At 67.5% G+C, this 16,034-nt stretch carries 16 protein-coding genes and 1 pseudogene; 8 read left to right on the top strand and 9 right to left on the bottom strand.

The window, feature by feature from the left end:
- Positions 1-125 precede the first annotated feature (125 nt).
- From AC5JLE_RS13020 to folB, 4 genes are all read right to left on the bottom strand, one after another.
- Entirely contained in the window at positions 126-677 is a 552-nt protein-coding gene (locus AC5JLE_RS13020; protein ID WP_049441418.1) for a hypothetical protein, read from the bottom strand.
- 141 nt (positions 678-818) lie between these two features.
- Positions 819-2,993 carry a glycoside hydrolase family 3 N-terminal domain-containing protein gene (locus AC5JLE_RS13025; protein WP_197561462.1) on the bottom strand — a complete coding sequence of 725 codons (2,175 nt, stop codon included), beginning with the start codon at positions 2,991-2,993 and terminating at the stop codon, positions 819-821.
- Positions 2,994-3,121: 128 nt separating this feature from the next.
- Complete coding sequence (locus AC5JLE_RS13030) at positions 3,122-4,393, bottom strand: mechanosensitive ion channel family protein (protein WP_496065353.1); 1,272 nt, start codon at positions 4,391-4,393, stop codon at positions 3,122-3,124.
- A 91-nt stretch (positions 4,394-4,484) separates the two neighbouring features.
- A complete protein-coding gene (gene folB / locus AC5JLE_RS13035; RefSeq protein ID WP_005407807.1) occupies positions 4,485-4,838 on the bottom strand; it encodes a dihydroneopterin aldolase in 354 nt (117 codons plus the stop codon).
- A gap of 357 nt (positions 4,839-5,195) precedes the next feature.
- Between folB and AC5JLE_RS13040 the strand changes: the two genes are divergently transcribed.
- Entirely contained in the window at positions 5,196-5,861 is a 666-nt protein-coding gene (locus tag AC5JLE_RS13040) for a hypothetical protein (RefSeq protein WP_481446139.1), read from the top strand.
- A 33-nt stretch (positions 5,862-5,894) separates the two neighbouring features.
- Here the strand turns inward: AC5JLE_RS13040 and tsaD are convergent, their stop codons facing one another.
- Positions 5,895-6,920 carry a tRNA (adenosine(37)-N6)-threonylcarbamoyltransferase complex transferase subunit TsaD gene (tsaD, locus tag AC5JLE_RS13045; RefSeq protein WP_032957776.1) on the bottom strand — a complete coding sequence of 342 codons (1,026 nt, stop codon included), beginning with the start codon at positions 6,918-6,920 and terminating at the stop codon, positions 5,895-5,897.
- Between the two features lie 166 nt (positions 6,921-7,086).
- Between tsaD and rpsU the strand changes: the two genes are divergently transcribed.
- The 6 genes from rpsU (at position 7,087) to AC5JLE_RS13075 (ending at position 12,234) form a co-directional block, all read left to right on the top strand.
- Complete coding sequence (gene rpsU, locus AC5JLE_RS13050) at positions 7,087-7,302, top strand: 30S ribosomal protein S21 (protein ID WP_002808376.1); 216 nt, start codon at positions 7,087-7,089, stop codon at positions 7,300-7,302.
- 133 nt (positions 7,303-7,435) lie between these two features.
- The gene (locus AC5JLE_RS13055; protein WP_014645703.1) at positions 7,436-7,879 is read left to right on the top strand and encodes a GatB/YqeY domain-containing protein; all 444 of its coding nucleotides are present in this window, start codon (positions 7,436-7,438) and stop codon (positions 7,877-7,879) included.
- 105 nt (positions 7,880-7,984) lie between these two features.
- Positions 7,985-8,905, top strand: a complete 921-nt coding sequence (locus AC5JLE_RS13060) for a YihY/virulence factor BrkB family protein (RefSeq protein WP_032957774.1) — start codon at positions 7,985-7,987, stop codon at positions 8,903-8,905.
- A 61-nt stretch (positions 8,906-8,966) separates the two neighbouring features.
- Positions 8,967-10,706 (top strand): DNA primase, encoded by a 1,740-nt coding sequence (dnaG, locus tag AC5JLE_RS13065; RefSeq protein ID WP_032957772.1) that lies wholly within the window; start codon positions 8,967-8,969, stop codon positions 10,704-10,706.
- A gap of 27 nt (positions 10,707-10,733) precedes the next feature.
- Entirely contained in the window at positions 10,734-11,234 is a 501-nt protein-coding gene (locus AC5JLE_RS13070; protein WP_049448265.1) for a protein tyrosine phosphatase family protein, read from the top strand.
- A gap of 28 nt (positions 11,235-11,262) precedes the next feature.
- Positions 11,263-12,234, top strand: coding sequence for a bile acid:sodium symporter family protein (locus tag AC5JLE_RS13075; RefSeq protein WP_049408380.1), 972 nt, complete (start codon positions 11,263-11,265; stop codon positions 12,232-12,234).
- A gap of 58 nt (positions 12,235-12,292) precedes the next feature.
- On the opposite strand, the gene AC5JLE_RS13080 is transcribed toward AC5JLE_RS13075, so the two are convergent.
- The gene (locus tag AC5JLE_RS13080) at positions 12,293-12,988 is read right to left on the bottom strand and encodes a calcium-binding protein (protein WP_496065356.1); all 696 of its coding nucleotides are present in this window, start codon (positions 12,986-12,988) and stop codon (positions 12,293-12,295) included.
- Here AC5JLE_RS13080 and AC5JLE_RS13085 point away from each other — a divergent pair.
- Positions 12,908-13,249 (top strand): annotated as a pseudogene (locus AC5JLE_RS13085) (hypothetical protein); the annotation flags it as partial. The gene AC5JLE_RS13080 and the pseudogene AC5JLE_RS13085 sit on opposite strands and share 81 nt — an antisense overlap.
- Here the strand turns inward: AC5JLE_RS13085 and cyoE are convergent.
- From cyoE to AC5JLE_RS13100, 3 genes are read right to left on the bottom strand one after another with little or no spacing between them, the layout of a single operon-like run.
- A complete protein-coding gene (cyoE, locus tag AC5JLE_RS13090; RefSeq protein WP_049408383.1) occupies positions 13,239-14,132 on the bottom strand; it encodes a heme o synthase in 894 nt (297 codons plus the stop codon). The pseudogene AC5JLE_RS13085 and the gene cyoE overlap by 11 nt on opposite strands.
- Positions 14,133-14,136: 4 nt before the next feature.
- On the bottom strand, positions 14,137-15,300 hold the full coding sequence (locus AC5JLE_RS13095) for a COX15/CtaA family protein (RefSeq protein ID WP_041863006.1): 1,164 nt from the start codon (positions 15,298-15,300) through the stop codon (positions 14,137-14,139).
- A gap of 10 nt (positions 15,301-15,310) precedes the next feature.
- Positions 15,311-15,880 carry a redox-active disulfide-containing membrane protein gene (locus AC5JLE_RS13100; protein ID WP_046428212.1) on the bottom strand — a complete coding sequence of 190 codons (570 nt, stop codon included), beginning with the start codon at positions 15,878-15,880 and terminating at the stop codon, positions 15,311-15,313.
- Positions 15,881-16,034 lie beyond the last annotated feature (154 nt).

The following is a 16,034-nucleotide window of genomic DNA, read 5'->3' on the forward strand; positions in this document are numbered from 1 at the left end:
TGCCGACGCCCTGAGTTAGGGCCGGCCGCTGGCCGGCACCCTGTATTGTCCGGTTTCCGTGAGGTTGCCGGCCAGCGGCCGGCACTACCCTTGCCAAACGGCCCCGCACGCGGGGCCGTCTGCATTCATTGGATGGTGATGACCTTCACCTCGGTCTTCGTGCAGGCCTGGTCCAGGCACTGGCCGCTCAACCACACCTGGCCGCTGCCGATCATCACGCCCTGCTGGTTGACGAACACCTTGCCGAAGTCCTGCTCGGACACCGCCTTGACCACCTCTGGCGTGATGATCTTCTCGTAGTTGCGCTGGAACTCTCCGGGGCCGGAGATCTTCTTTCCGCCGCTGATGTTCAAGGGGAATCGCACTTCCTCGACCACCGCAGCGCGATCACCGCCGACCACGGCGGCCTTGAACGCATTGAAGACCTTTTCGAACTGCGCGGCATCGCCGAGCAGCGACTCGATGCGCGCACGCGCATCCTCGGCGGACACCTCGGCTGCCGGTGCGGCAGGTGCAGCGGCGGCTTCGGCAGCCGGCGCCGCCGGTTCAGCCGCAGGCGTCGAAGCAGCACTGGCCTCCATCGGCGGCGGCGCATCCGCTGCAGGCTCGGCCGGCGGCGCCGGCTGCGAACAGGCCGCCAGCAGCAGGGCGGGAATCAGGTAGGCCATCCGGCGCATGCGCGCACTCCATCGAACAGGAGGCCCGATGGTAGCGCCGCCACAGTGAGGACCACAAAAAAGGGGACGGAGGGGATTAAGTCGTTTGTGCACAAACGACTTAATCCCCTCCGTCCCCTTTTTTCGTCCCCTTTTTTTCGATCAGGCCTTCAGCAGCTCGAACTGCACCGCTTCGCCGGCGGCCGACGAGGCACAGACCCACAGGTCGAACTGGCCCGGCTCGGCACGCAGCACGCCGTCGCGGCCGGTGAAGGCCAGTTGCTCGCGGGTCAAGGTGAACACCACTTCGGCTGACTCGCCCGGCTGCAACGCCACCTTGCGGAAGTCCTTCAGTTCACGCACCGGACGCACGCGGCTGGCCACGCGATCGTGGATGTACAGCTGCACCACTTCCTCGCCCGCCACGCGGCCGGTGTTGGTCAGCACGGTGGTGATGGTCAGGGTGTCGTCCCAGCCGAGCTGTGCCGTGCTCAGCTGCGGCACGCCGTAGGCGAAGGTGGTGTAGCCGATGCCATGGCCGAACGGGTACAGCGGTTCATTGGGAATCTCGCGCCAGCGCGCCTTGAACTCCGACATGGTCGGCAGTTCCGGACGGCCGGTGCGCGGGTGGTTGTAGAAGTACGGCTGCTGGCCGGACACCTGCGGGAAGCTGACCGGCAGGCGGCCGGACGGGCTGTAGTCACCGAACAGTACATCGGCCACGGCATGGCCGGTCTGCGTGCCCAGGTACCAGGTCACCGCCACGGCCTGCGCATTGCGCACTGCGCCCTGCAATGCCAGCGCGCGGCCATTGCGCAGCAGCACCACCAGCGGCTTGCCGGTCATCGCCACGGCCTCGGCCAGCGCCTGCTGTGCCGGCGGCAGGGTGATCTCCACGCGCGACTGTGCTTCGCCGCTGTAGCGCTGCGGTTCGCCCAGCGCCAGCACCACCACGTCGGCACGCAGTGCGGCCGCCACAGCGGCTTCCGTGCCGCCCGGAATCGCGGCTTCCAGTTCGCAGCCCGGCACGATTTCCAGCAGCGCTTCGTCGCCGATGGCGGCACGCACGCCGGTTTCCAGGTCCACGTAACGCTGCTTGTCGCCGAACAGCGTCCAGCAGCCTTCGATGTTCTCGCGGTCCTGCACGAACGGGCCGATCAGCGCGATCTTCTGCCCGGTTTTCTGCAGCGGCAGCACGTTGTCACGGTTGTTCAGCAGCACGATCGAACGCCGCGCGGCATCGCGCGACAGTTCGTCATGCGCGGCAATGTGCGAGGTATCCGCTTCGCGCGCCGGGTCCAGCGAACGGTACGGGTCGTCGAACAGGCCGATGGTCTCCTTCAGCCACAGGATGCGGCGCACGCCCTCATCCAGCACCGCCATCGGCACCTCGCCGCTCTCGACCAGGCCGGGCAGGTGCTCGGCATAGAAGCCACTCTGCATGCTCAGGTCCAGGCCGGCGGTGAACGCCTTGGCCGTGGCATCGCGGTCATCGGCGGCATAGCCGTGCGCGACCAGTTCCATGTCGGCGGTATAGTCGGAGATCACCACGCCCGGGAACTTCCATTCGCCGCGAAGGATGTCGGTCAGCAGTTCGGCATTGGCACTGGCCGGCACGCCATTGATGTCATTGAACGAGGACATCACGGTGATCGCGCCGGCATCGAAGGCGGCCTTGAACGGCGGCAGGTGCACGTCGCGCAGGGTCTGCGGCGAGATGTCCACCATGTTGTATTCCATGCCGGCCATCACCGCGCCGTAGGCGGCGAAGTGCTTGGGCGTGGCCAGCAGCGAATCGGCCGCACGCAGGTCGCTGCCCTGGAAGCCGCGCACGCGGGCGGCGGCAAAGGCACAGCCCAGCACCACGTCCTCGCCGGCACCTTCGGCGCCACGGCCCCAGCGCTGGTCGCGGGCGATGTCCACGGCCGGCGCATAGGTCCAGTGCAGGCCCGCGGCGGTGGCTTCGATCGCAGTGGCGCGCGCGGTGCGCTCGGCCAGGTCCGGCTCGAAGCTGGCGGCCTCGCCCAGCGGAATCGGGAACACGGTGCGCATGCCGTGGATGACGTCGGCCGCCAGGATCACCGGGATGCCCAGGCGGCTCTCCTCGGTGGCGACCTGCTGGATGCGGCGGCCCAGTTCGGCGCCCACACCATTGAACAGCGAGCCGACCTTGCCCTCGCGCACCTGCTGCAGCACCTGGTCGGCATTGCGCACGTTGGCTTCCGGGTTCACGTCCGGGGCGAACGGGCGGACCATGTCCGCGAAGACACCCAGCTGGCCGACCTTTTCCTCGACGGTCATCTGGGCAATGAGGGATTCGATGCGATCGGAGGCCACCGGCAGTCCTTGATGAAAACGTTTACAAGCCCGGCATTCTAGCGATCCCGAGCCGTTTGGCGAGAGGTTTCTTCATTCAGTTTCAGCCACCAGCGGGGTCCGTATGGCCCCGCCGGGGGCACCGCAGCTTACTCCGAGCCGGCCAGCTGGCGCTGCCCGGCCATCAACATGGCGTCGCTGGACGCCTGGAACACCCGCAGGCCGAAGGCCGGCAGGATCGCCAGCAGGTGGTCGAAGATGTCCGACTGCACCGCCTCATACTCGGCCCAGGCAGTGCTGCGGGTGAAGCAGTAGAGCTCCAGCGGCAGGCCCTCGGTGGTCGGCTGCAGCTGCCGTACCAGCAGGGTCATGTCGGTATGGATGCCCGGGTGGCTGCGCAGGTAGCGCTCCACATAGGCCCGGAACGTACCCAGGTTGGTCACGCGGCGGCTGTTGACCTCGGCCACGCCCTGCTCGCGCAGGCGCCCGTTCCACTGCCCCAGTTCCTGTTCCTTGTCGCGCAGGTAGTCGCGCAGCAGCGCGAACTCGCCGAGGAAGGCCAGGTCACCCTCGTCCAGGAAGCCGACGCTGTGCTGGTCCAGGTACAACGCGCGCTTGATCCGGCGGCCGCCGGCCTCCTGCATGCCGCGCCAGTTCTTGAACGACTCGGTCACCAGCTTCTTGGTCGGGATGGTGGTGATGGTCTTGTCGAAGTTCTGCACGGTGATGGTGTGCAGCGCGATGTCGATGACGTCGCCGTCGGCGTTCTGGCTGGGCATCTCGATCCAGTCGCCGATGCGCACGCGGCCATCGCCACTGATCTGCACGCTGGCCACCAGCGACAGGATGGTGTCCTGGAAGATCAGCATCAGCACCGCCGTGGCCGCGCCCAGGCCGGTGACCAGATAGCGCAGGTCGACGCCCGCCAGGGTAGCGACGATCGACAGGCCGGCGATCACGAAGAGGACGATCTTGGCGACCTGCAGGTAGCCCTTGATCGGCTTGTTGCGTGCCTCGGGGCGGCGCTCGTACAGATCGTTGGCCGCATCCAGCGCATGCGAGATGGCCAGCACCACGGTCAGGATCGCCCACGCCTGGCAGGCGCCGATGATGAAGCTGACCAGGCCCGGCGGCAGGTCCGGCACGATGCGGATGCCCGAGGCGATCACCTGGCTGGGCACCACGTTCGACAGGCGCGAGATCACCCGCATCAGGTGGCTGCCGCGGCCGGTATCAGCGCCCGGCAGGCGGCTCAGCAGCCGCCGCAGCCCGCGCAGCAGGATGCGCTTGGTCACCCAGTTGGCCAGGCCAGCGGCGATCAGCAGCGTCGAGATCATCAACGCCAGGTAGGCGCCGGGATAGGGTTCCAGTGTGTTCTGCAGCCGTTCCAGCCACTGTACCGCCACCACCGCGTCCACCATCGGTTGTCTCCTGTCTGTTTCGTTGTTGCCAAGGTTGCCGGCCAGCGGCCGGCACTACCGGGGTTGCCGGCCAACGGCCGGCACGACCGGGTCAGTCCCGCGTGCGTTCGATGATCACGCCCACCGCGCGCGCGCCGCGCACTGCGCCCGGCTTGCTCAGCTTCAGGCGCAGCCACTTCACGTCGAATTCGTCCAGCACGATCTGCGCGCAGCGCTCGGCCAGGGTCTCGACCAGGCCGAACTCCGACTCGCGCACGAACTGTTCCAGGCGCTTGCTCACCGCCTTGTAGTTCAGGGTGTGGGCGATGTCATCGGTGGCTGCAGGGCGACGGTTGTCGAAACCCATTTCCAGGTCGAACACCAGGTCCTGGCGGATCCGTCGTTCCCAATCGTAGATACCGATCAGGGCGTCGATCGTCAGCCCTTCGATGAAAACCTTGTCCATTGCGCTTACCGGCACGAATACAGGCGGCCATGGTAACGGCACGGCGGTGAGCCTGCCCGGAACGGGCGGTGGGCCACCGGCGTGGGGCGGCCCGGAAAAAACAAAGGGCCCTGCTAGCGGGGCCCTTTGGTACTACCGTTTGTCCCCGGGGGGAGCTGAAATCCAGCCGCGAGTCCCGGTGGCGCAGGCACGCAGATTAGGCAAGGACCAGATCGCCGGTCAAGGCCAAATCCGACAGGACAGGTCAGGTATTCGTCCGAGGCAAAACGCAGAAAATCAGCCGCGCGGACAAGGACGTTCCCTGATGGTCGCCGCCGCCCACTCTCGCGAACATCGATTCCTCCTTCACCACCGCACATGACGATGGCTCCATACGATGTACTGCGGCGCGCGTTGTCAGCGGAGCGTCTGTCTACTTACGAGAGAATCGCATCGAGCTGCAGCCCCGACGTCACAGCCGAATCCCTGTACCTGTGGAACATGCGGATGTGCAGTGCACTGATGATGCCGGTCCATCTGTGCGAAGTGGTCACCCGCAACGCCGCTGCAGCTGTGCTCGCCAGGCAGCATGGCCCGCGTTGGCCCTGGAATGGTGCCTTCCGACGGAGGCTGCCAACCTCATCCAGTACTTCTCCGCGCACGGTACTGGAACAACTTGCCAGCCGCGTAACCGATACACCCGGGATCGTCGCCAACCTGCCGATGGTGTTCTGGCAGCAGCTCTTCACCTGTCGCTTCGACTCCACGCTTTGGATACCCGCACTCAGCAGGGTTCTGCAGCATGCTCCCTCTGCTCATCCCAGTGCCGTAAGGAAAGCCATCCATGCGGATATCGGACGCATCCGCCACCTGCGCAACCGCATCGCCCACCACGAGCCGGTCCTGGAACGTGACATCGGCTCCGACCTGGCCGCGATCGGGCGGCTGATCCATGCCCGCTGCCCACACACGCTGGGCTGGCTGCAGCGCCATGAGCGGGCGACAACCGTGCTGGCGGCGTCGCCGTTGGCAGTGCATCGGTAATGCGTCCGCCGGGCATGGCCCGGCGCCGCCGGCTCAGACCGCCGGCAGGGTCGCCATGTCCCAGCGCGGGGTCACATCCACCTTCGGCGGGCTGTGCTGGCCGGCCTGCAGGCGCAGCGCGCCGGCGAAGGCGATCATCGCGCCGTTGTCGGTGCACAGTGCCGGCCGCGGGAAGCAGGCACGGCCGCCGAGGCGCTCGGCCATCTGCTGCAGGCGGGCGCGCAGGCGCGTGTTGGCGCCGACGCCGCCGGCCACCACGATCACGTTGGTCCCGGCCGCTTCCAGTGCGCGCTCGCACTTGATCGACAGGGTCTCGACCACCGCGTCCTCAAAGCCGCGGGCGATGTCGGCGCGGGTCTGCTCGCTCTGGTCACTGTCGCGCCAGGCCATCAGGACCTGGGTCTTCAGGCCGGAGAAGCTGAAATCCAGCCCCGGGCGGTCGGTCATCGGCCGCGCGAAGCGGTACGCGCCCGGCGTGCCCTGCTCGGCCAGCCTGGCCAGCTGCGGGCCGCCCGGGTACGGCAGGCCCATCAGCTTGGCGGTCTTGTCGAAGGCCTCGCCGGCCGCGTCGTCCAGGGTCTCGCCCAGCAAGCGGTACTGGCCGATGGCGTCCACCGCCACCAGCTGGGTGTGGCCACCGGACACCAGCAGCGCCACGAACGGCGCTTCCGGCGGGTCGTCTTCCATCAGCGGGGCCAGCAGATGGCCTTCCATATGGTGTACGCCCACGGCCGGCACCTCCAGCGCCCAGGCCAGCGAACGCGCCACGCCAGCGCCCACCAGCAGCGCGCCGACCAGGCCGGGACCGGCGGTGTAGGCCACGCCATCGATATCGCCCACGCCCAGGCCGGCGTCGGCCAGGGTCTGGCGTACCAGTGGCAGCAGCTTGCGGACATGGTCGCGGCTGGCCAGCTCGGGCACCACACCACCGTATTCGGCGTGCAGGGCGATCTGGCTGTAGACCGCATGGGCGCGCAGGGCCGCGCTGCCGGCCAGGTCGGTGTCATACACCGCCACGCCGGTCTCATCACAGGAAGATTCGATGCCAAGGACTCGCATGCCTGCTATTATGACGCCCCTGCCGCCCCCTCGGGGGACGTGCAGATCTCACTGCTTTCGAACCCCCGGCCCGTATTCAGGGTTGGCCGCTTGCAGTTTGTCGTTTCGCCGCTATAATGTGCGGCTCGCCGGGCGTGACCCGGTTCTACTGTGTCCCGGAGATTCCATGCCCAGCGTCAAAGTCCGCGAGAACGAGCCCTTCGAGTTTGCTCTTCGCCGCTTCAAGCGCACTTGCGAAAAGGCCGGTGTGCTGGCCGAAACCCGCAAGCGCGAGTTCTACGAAAAGCCGACCCAGGAGCGCAAGCGCAAGGCCGCCGCTGCTGTGAAGCGTCAGCTGCGCCGCTCGTCGCGCGACGTCACCAAGCGTCAGCGCCTGTACTGATCGGACGCATCTTCATTGCGGCGGGCCTGCCTGTCGCGATGGAGCCGAAGCCGGCACGCGCGAGCGTCGCCGGCTTTTTGCGTTTCCGGGTTCGGGCATCCGCCCCGCCCCACCTACCACCACGAGGTTCCTCATGAGCATGAAGCAGCAGCTCACCGAAGACATGAAGGCCGCCATGAAGGCGGGCGAGAAGCACAAGCTGGGCGTGATCCGCCTGATCAACGCTGCCATCAAGCAGCGCGAAGTGGACGAGCGCATCGAGCTGGACGACACCGCCGTGATCGCCGTGCTCGACAAGATGGTCAAGCAGCGCAAGGACTCGGTCAGCCAGTACGAAGCCGCCAACCGCGAAGACCTGGCCGAGATCGAGCGCGCCGAGATCGTGGTCATCGAAGCCTACCTGCCGGCCAAGATGGGCGAGGCCGAGATCGTGGCCGCCATCCAGGCCGCCATCGCCGAGACCGGTGCCGCCGGCCCGGCCGACATGGGCAAGCTGATGGGCGCGCTGAAGCCCAAGCTCGCCGGCCAGGCCGACATGGGCCTGGTCTCCAAGCTGGTCAAGCAGCTGCTGGCGTAATCCAGCACCTGGGGTCGGATCCCTTCCGCAGCGCGGAAGGGCTCTGACCCCATTGATGCACCCGCTTCACCGCACCTTCGTCGGTCGCCTGCTACAACCGCACACATGGTTGAACCCGAGCCCAACGTTCCCGTGTCCCTGCACAAGTACCTCAAGCGCCTGCAGGACAGCTTTCCGATGGCGGTGGCCAAGCGCTTCATCGACGTCGACGTGCTGACCCAGGCAGCTTCCGTCTCCTTCTACGCCCTGCTGTCGATGGCACCGTTGCTGGTGCTGCTGCTGTGGCTGACCGCCTCGCTGTACCCACCGGCCCAGCAGGCGCTGATCGACCAGATCAGCTCGGTGGCCGGCAGCAGCGCGGCTACCGTGGCCGAAACCGTTCTGAAGAACGCCGACAACCAGCCGGATGTCGGCTCGCTGGCGGGTGTGTGGAGCACGCTGCTGCTGTTCGTCGGCGCCACCGCCGTGTTCGCCCAACTGCAGAACGCACTGAACCTGATCTTCCGCACCAGCGGCGAGCGCCTGGAAGGCCTCAAGGCCTGGCTGCGCAAGCGCGTGTTCTCGTTCGGCGTGGTGCTGGCCCTGGGCTTCCTGCTGATCCTGTCGATGACGGCCACCACGGTACTGCAGGTGGCCTTCGCCCAGCTGCCCTCGATCCTGCCCGCGCTGGGGTACGTCACGAGCCTGCTGCTTTACGCAGTCGGCTTCGCCTTCATGTACCACTACCTGCCCGACCGCCGCGTGGCCTGGCGCCAGGCCTTCATCGGCGGCGTCATCACCTCGGCACTGTTCGCACTGGGCCGCTACGGCATCGGCGTCTACATCGCCACCGTGGCCCCCGGCAGTGCCTACGGCTCGATGGGTGCGCTGGTGATCTCGCTGGTCTGGATCTACTACGCCACCGTCGTGTTCTTCGTTGGCGCCCTGATGACGGCGGTGATCGATGAGCGCCTGCGCGCGCGTCATCACCTGGCCGCAGCCGGCATTGATCCGGCAACCGCCAGCCAGGTGCCCGACAGGGGGTAAACTAGGCCGACCGCCCCCGGTTCCGTCGCGTGGTCCTGCACCGCGCCCTGCCCTGTTGCCCATGGCCCGTATCCCCGACGCTTTCATCGACGACCTGCTCGCCCGCACCGATATCGTCGAGGTGGTGGGCAGCCGCGTGCCGTTGAAGCGCCAGGGCAAGGAGTACGCCGCGCGCTGCCCGTTCCATGACGAGCGATCGGCGTCGTTCACGGTCTCGCCCACCAAGCAGTTCTATCACTGCTTCGGCTGTGGCGCGCACGGCACCGCGATCAGCTTCCTGATGAACTACGACCGCCTCGAGTTCCTCGACGCGGTGGATGAACTGGCCAAGCGTGCCGGCATGGAAGTGCCGCGCAACGAGAATCCGCGCAGCCCGCAGCAGCAGGACGACAGCCGCGAGCTGTACTCGGCGCTGGACGCGGCGACCAAGTTCTTCCAGAAGAATCTGGAGGGCAGCGAGAAGGCCCGCAGCTACCTGGATGGCCGTGGCGTGGACGAAGAGAACCGCGCGCGCTTCCAGATCGGCTACGCGCCGGATGGCTACAGCGGCCTGCGCGACGCGCTGGGCAAGGACGAGCGGCGCATGAAGCTGCTCGACCGCGCCGGCCTGTTCTCCAAGAACGACCGCGGCCACGTCTACGACAAGTTCCGCGACCGGGTGATGTTCCCGATCTTCGACCGCCGTGGCCGGGTGATCGCCTTCGGCGGCCGCGTGTTCGAGAAGGACGACGGCCCCAAGTACCTCAACTCGCCCGAGACCGCGCTGTTCCACAAGGGCCGCGAACTGTACGGCCTGTGGCAGGTGCGCCAGGCCAACCAGAAGATCGAGCGGCTGATCGTGGTCGAGGGCTACATGGACGTGGTCTCGCTGTTCCAGTTCGGCGTCACCCAGGCGGTGGCAACGCTGGGTACCGCGACCACGCCGGACCATGCCGAGCTGCTGTTCCGCAATGCACCGGACGTGTTCTTCTGCTTCGACGGCGACGCCGCCGGCCGCCGCGCCGGCTGGAAGGCGCTGGAGTCGGTGCTGCCGCGCATGAAGGATGGCCGCCAGGCCTTCTTCCTGTTCCTGCCCGATGGCGAAGACCCGGACACCATCGTGCGCAAGGAAGGCGCCGAAGCGTTCAACGAGCGCCTGAAGCAGGCTACGCCGCTGTCGCAGTTCTTCTTCGACGAACTGACCCGCGAGATCAACCTGGGCACGCTCGATGGCAAGGCACGCCTGGCCGAACGCGCCAAGCCGATGCTGGCGCAGATTCCCGACGGCGCCTTTGGCGACCTGATGAAGCAGCAGCTGGCGCAGCTGACCGGCCTGGGCGGTACTGCCCAGGCCACGCGCGCGCCGATGCCGCAACGCCAGCCGCAGCGGACGATCCAGCCCGTGGCCAAGCGCAGCCTGGTGCGCGGCGCGATCGCCGTACTGCTGCAGCAGCCGTCGCTGGCGCTGACGCTGGGCGGCAAGCACCACTTCCAGGGCCTGCGCCTGCCCGGCGTGGAACTGCTGCTGGAGCTGCTGGGGCTGGTCGAACAGCGCCCGGACATCAGTACCGGCGCCCTGCTGGAACACTTCGACGGGCGCGAGGAACAGGCCTCGCTGCATACCCTGGCCGCACAGACGCTGCCCGGCACCGAGGCCAGCTGGACCCAGGAACTGCACGACGCAGTGGCACAGCTGGAGAAACAGCTGCTGGTGCAACGTCTGGAGGAGTTGTTGGCAAAGCAGCGTCAGCAGGGCCTGGACGATACTGACAAGTACGAACTGCGCGAGCTGCTGAAGGCGCGCGCCGGACTGCGCCTGTAGCGGCAGAACGTTTTCACGGAGAAGACCATGCTGCTGCGCCTGACCTGCCTGCTGTTGTTGTCGCTCTGCCTGCCACTGACGGCCCTGGCCGAAGACGCGCCCCTCAACGAAGTCCGCCCCGGCCTGTATGCCGGCGGCCAGCCCAGCGCCGCACAGCTGCAGGCCTTGGCTGCACAGGGCGTGCGCACCGTGATCGACCTGCGCCAGCCCGGCGAGGACCGGGGCTTCGATGAAACCCGCGTCGCCGAATCATTGGGCCTGCGCTACGTGCGCATTCCGGTGGCCGGCGCCGATGGCCTGGATACGGCCAACGTGCGCGCCGTGCACCTGGCCCTGCAGCAGAGCCAAGGGCCGGTGCTGCTGCACTGTGCGTCCGGCAACCGCGCCGGCGCCGTGCTCGGCCTGGTCAATGCACGGTACGAACATGCCAGCCCCGAACAGGCCCTTCAGCTGGGCCAGCGTGCTGGCCTGAAGTCGCTGGAAGCCGCCACCCGCCAACGCCTGGCAACGCCGGTCACCTCGCCCTGAACCCTCCGCACCAAGGACCCTGCCCACCATGACCCGCTGGTGGTCGCGCCTGCGACCGGACAACTTCACCCTCGCCCTGCTGTGCACCGTCGGCCTGGCCTCGCTGCTGCCGATGAAGGGCGCCGCCGCCATCGTCCTCGACGATGTCACCACCGTCGCCATCGCCGCGCTGTTCTTCCTGCATGGCGCGCGCCTGCCGCGCGAGTCGATCATCGGCGGCATGCTGCACTGGCGGCTGCACCTGACCATCCTGGCCTGCACCTTCATCCTGTTCCCGCTGCTGGGGCTGATGTTCAAGCCACTGTCGGGCTGGCTGCTGACCCCGGAGCTGTACCTGGGCGTGCTGTTCCTGTGCACCCTGCCCTCCACCGTGCAGTCGTCCATCGCGTTCACTTCGATGGCGCATGGCAACGTGCCCGCAGCGGTGTGCAGCGCCTCGCTGTCGAGCATCCTCGGCGTGTTCCTGACCCCGCTGCTGCTGACCGCGCTGGCCGGCACCTCGGGCGGCATCCATGATCCGCTGCATGCGATCGGCGGCATCATGCTGCAGCTGCTGGTGCCGTTCGTGGCTGGCCACCTGCTGCGGCCGTGGATTGCCGGCTGGGTGGAACGCCAGCGCGCGCTGCTGCGCTACACCGACCAGGCCACCATCCTGCTGGTGGTGTACTCGGCGTTCGGCGAAGCCGTCACCGAAGGCCTGTGGAGCAAGACCCCGCTGCTGTCGCTGCTGGCTGTGGCGGTGGTGGCCGCCGTGCTGCTGGGCATCGCCATGCCGCTGATCACCTTCATCGCCCGTCGCCTGCGCTTCAACCGCGAGGACGAGATCGCCATCGTGTTCTGCGGCTCGAAGAAGAGCCTGGCCACCGGCGTGCCGATCGCCAAGGTGCTGTTCGCCGGCGGCAGCCTGGGCGCCATCGTGCTGCCGGTGATGATCTACCACCAGATCCAGCTGATCGTCTGCGGTGTGATCGCGCAGCGGTATGCGCGGCGCAAGCCCTGACCCGGAAATCCATCCACGCGTGGCGTGGATCTACAGCAGATCCACGCCATGCGTGGATTCACGGCTCCACCAGCGTGCCCACGCTCAGCTGCGGCATCCACACCCACAGGTCGTACTCGCGGCCGGCGTGGGTGTTGACCTCCGGCGCACGCGCGGGCCGTTCGAGCAGCGCCAGCGCCTTGCAGCGGTCCATGCATCCCCAGAAGTGGCCGCGCAACGCTTCCAGCCGCACGCTGTAGATATCCAGGTCGCGCAGTACCGATGCCATCGGCTGGGTCTGCATTTCCGGTGGAGCATCGGCGGGGCGCTGCAGCATGGCGTGGACATTGCCGGTCAGCACAACCATCCGTGCGCCATCGGGCAGGCGCTGGTACAGGCGCCGTAGTTCGGCGGCCATGCGGTCATCGCGGGCCTGGCTGCCGCCGTTACTGTGATTGACCTCGTAGCCAACCACCTCGATCGCGCGGCCCTGCGCCTTCAGCGCGCGCAGGCCTTCGATCATCGCCAGCATGTCGCGGCTGCGGCGACCATCGTGCTGGTCGTCGCGTACGGTCCAGAACGCGCGGCCGTGCAGGTGCTGGCGCGCCGCGGCCCCGCCATCGGATTCCAGATAGTCGTGCAGCACAGGATTCTCGGCACGTGGCAGTTCCAGCGCCAGCAGGACCGGCGCGCCATTGCGGCTGTAGTCGTCCACCAGCTGCCGCACCAGCAGTGGCGTCTCGCGTGTGCCGTGGAATTCGCCCAGCACCAGCATGCGATGGCCAGCGGCGTATTGGCGGATCTGCGCGGTAGTGTCGTCGGCATGCGCGGTCACGGCCATGCCCAGCGCCAGCATCAGCGCGGTGGTCCAACGGAAGAACGAATGCATCCCTGCTGCTTCCTTTCCCTGGGGTCAGGAACAGCAATGGCGACGCCGAGACGGCGGTTCAAGGTGATCCACGTCATGCGAGGATGTCCGCGCGATCAGGTGGGGTCAGAGCCCCTTCGGGGATCCGACCCCGAGGTCACAGCCAGGGCAGGATCCAGTGGTCCACCAGCAGGAAGGCGAACAGCGCCATCAGGTAGACGATGGAGTAATAGAACATCTTCATCGAGAACAGCTCGTCCGGCGGGTTCAGCATGCGCCAGGCGTACCAGAGGAACACGGCGTTGAGCACGATCGCGCCGCCCAGGTAGAACGCACCGCTCATGCCCACCAGGTACGGCAGCAGGCACACCAGCGCCAGCACCACCGAATACACCATGATCTGCTTGCGGGTATGCACCACGCCGTGGGTCACCGGCAGCATCGGGATCTCCGCCTTCGCGTAGTCCTCGCGGCGGAAGATCGCCAGCGCCCAGAAGTGCGGCGGAGTCCAGATGAAGATGATCAGCACCAGCAGCGACGAGTACGCCCAGTCCGACGAACCCTGCATGCCAGTCACCGCGGCCCAGCCCAGCATCGGTGGCATCGCGCCGGCCAGGCCACCGATGACGATGTTCTGCGAGGTCGCACGCTTGAGGTACACGGTGTAGATCACCGCGTAGCCGATCAGCGAGGCGAAGGTCAGCACCGCGGTGATCAGGTTCACCCACAGCACCAGGAGGGTCATCGACAGCACGATCAGCACGCCGGCGAACACCAGCACCTGCCACGGCTTGACCTTGCCCACCACCAGCGGGCGCCACGAGGTGCGCGCCATCTGCGCATCGATGTGCGCGTCCAGCAGCTGGTTGATGGCGGCCGCGGCCGAGGCCGCCAGCCAGATGCCGAGGAAGCCGAGCAGGCCGGCGCGCACCTGCTCCCAGCTCGGCACGCCGGGGATGGCAAGGACCATGCCGACCAGGGCGGTGAAGACGATCAGGGCGACGACCTTGGGCTTGGTCAGGTCCCAGTACTGGCGGTAATTGGAAAACATGGAATCAGTCCGGGGCACGCAGGCGGGCCAGCAGGCTGACCAGTACGAACAACAGGGCAACGGCCACGCCGTTGTGGGCCACGGCCACTTCCAGCGGCAGCGCCAGCTTCACGTTGAGGATGCCGAGGGTGACCTGCAGCACCAGCAGCGCGATCAGCGCGCTGGCCCAGCCACGCATGCTCGGCAACCGGAACAGGCGCACGCCCAGCCACAGCAGGTAGACGGCCACCACCACCGCGAACAGGCGGTGCGCCATCTGGATGGCGATGCGCGAAGCGCCATCCAGCACGCCGCCTTCGTAATCCACGCCGATGCCGCGCCACAGGGTGAAGCCTTCGACGAAGTTGTGCTGCGGCCACCACTGGTTGGCGCAGCGCGGGAAGTTGTCCAGCGAGGCGCTGCCACCGCCGCAGGCGAGTGCGGCGTAGTTGGCGCTGACCCAACCACCCAGCGCGATCTGGGTAACCAGCACCGCCACGCCGATGCGCATCAGCCACTTCAGCTTCGGCGCTTCAGCCAGGGTGATCGGCATGTGCGTCGCGCGCCAGGCCATCCACACCAGCAGGCCGAACATCAGCATGCCGCCCAGCAGATGGCCCATCACCACGATGGGTTTGAGCAGCAGGGTCACCGTCCACATGCCCAGCAGGGCCTGGAAGATCACCACCGCCAAGGTCAGCAGCGCCGCACGTGCGAGATCGATGTTGCTCCAGCGCAGCGCGGCGATCAGCAGGATCGCCTCGCCGGTCAAGGCCAGGGCACTGGCGGTGCCGTGCCAGCCCATCATGTACAGCGGTATGCCGGCGGCCACCAGCACGCAGGCGGTCACCACCGCCGTGCTTCCGAATCGTCGCTTGCGCGTGGCCAGCAGCGCCAGGGTCAGGATCTCGATGCCCAGCGCGCCGGCCAGGAAGCGATGCACCTGTTCTCGCCAGGCCTTGTGGGTCTCCAGCGGGCGGATCTCCGCCGCCGGGTGGCCGATGGTCTCTTCCACGTGCTGCGGCCAGGTGGCCTGGCCATAGCAGGTCGGCCAGTCCGGGCAGCTCAGGCCGGCATCGGACAGGCGCACGAAGGCGCCGAACATGATCGTGCTCGCGGTCATGATCATGGCGAACCACGCCAGGCGGTGGAAATTGCGGTGCAGCGCCGGACGCGCGGAAAGGCTCATCAAACGGGACTCACTTCAGTTTCAGCAACGTGGCCATGTCCTTGCGCAGGCCACCGAGGTCGGAACCCGGGGCATGGCGCATGATCACGAAGCCGTTCGGATCGATCACGTAGACCGGCAGTCCCGCCGGATCATCGACGCCCGGCAACGCCGCGCGCAGGGCTGGCGACGGAGCCAGCGGCCGCAGCGCGGGCAGCGAGGCGATCGACGCCGGTGGCGTACCCAGCCACAGGATCTCGACATTATCGGCGTTATGGCCGAACAGCTGCCACACCTTGCCCAGTCCCTGCGACAAAGTGACGCACTGCGCGTCGCAGGCACCGGCCGGGGCCACCAGCAGGCGCCAGGTACGGGCCTCGGGGTTCCAGGGGTAGGACTGGCCGCTGGCCAGGGTCGGCGCCTGCTGGCGCAGGTCCACCGGCGGCTTCAGCAGCTGGCCGGCATTGCGGTGCCCGGTCGGCTGCCAGCCGGAGAAGCGCAGCACGGCGGCCAGTGCCATCGCCCCGAAGAACACGGCAAACAGCAGCACCAGGGTCCGGCGGCCGGAACCGCGCGCCTGCGGGGACGTAGCAGTGTTCATGCGGGGCATTTTCTCATGGTTGGGTAGGGGATGCCGGTGTGATCCCGCGGTAGTGCCGGCCGCTGGCCGGCATTTTGGAAACCGGGGGGTTGCCGGCCCGCCGCCCGCCCCACGCGGTAATCAACCGCCAACCCCCCCCCACCACCCCCCCCGC

The organism is Stenotrophomonas sp., from assembly GCF_059505245.1.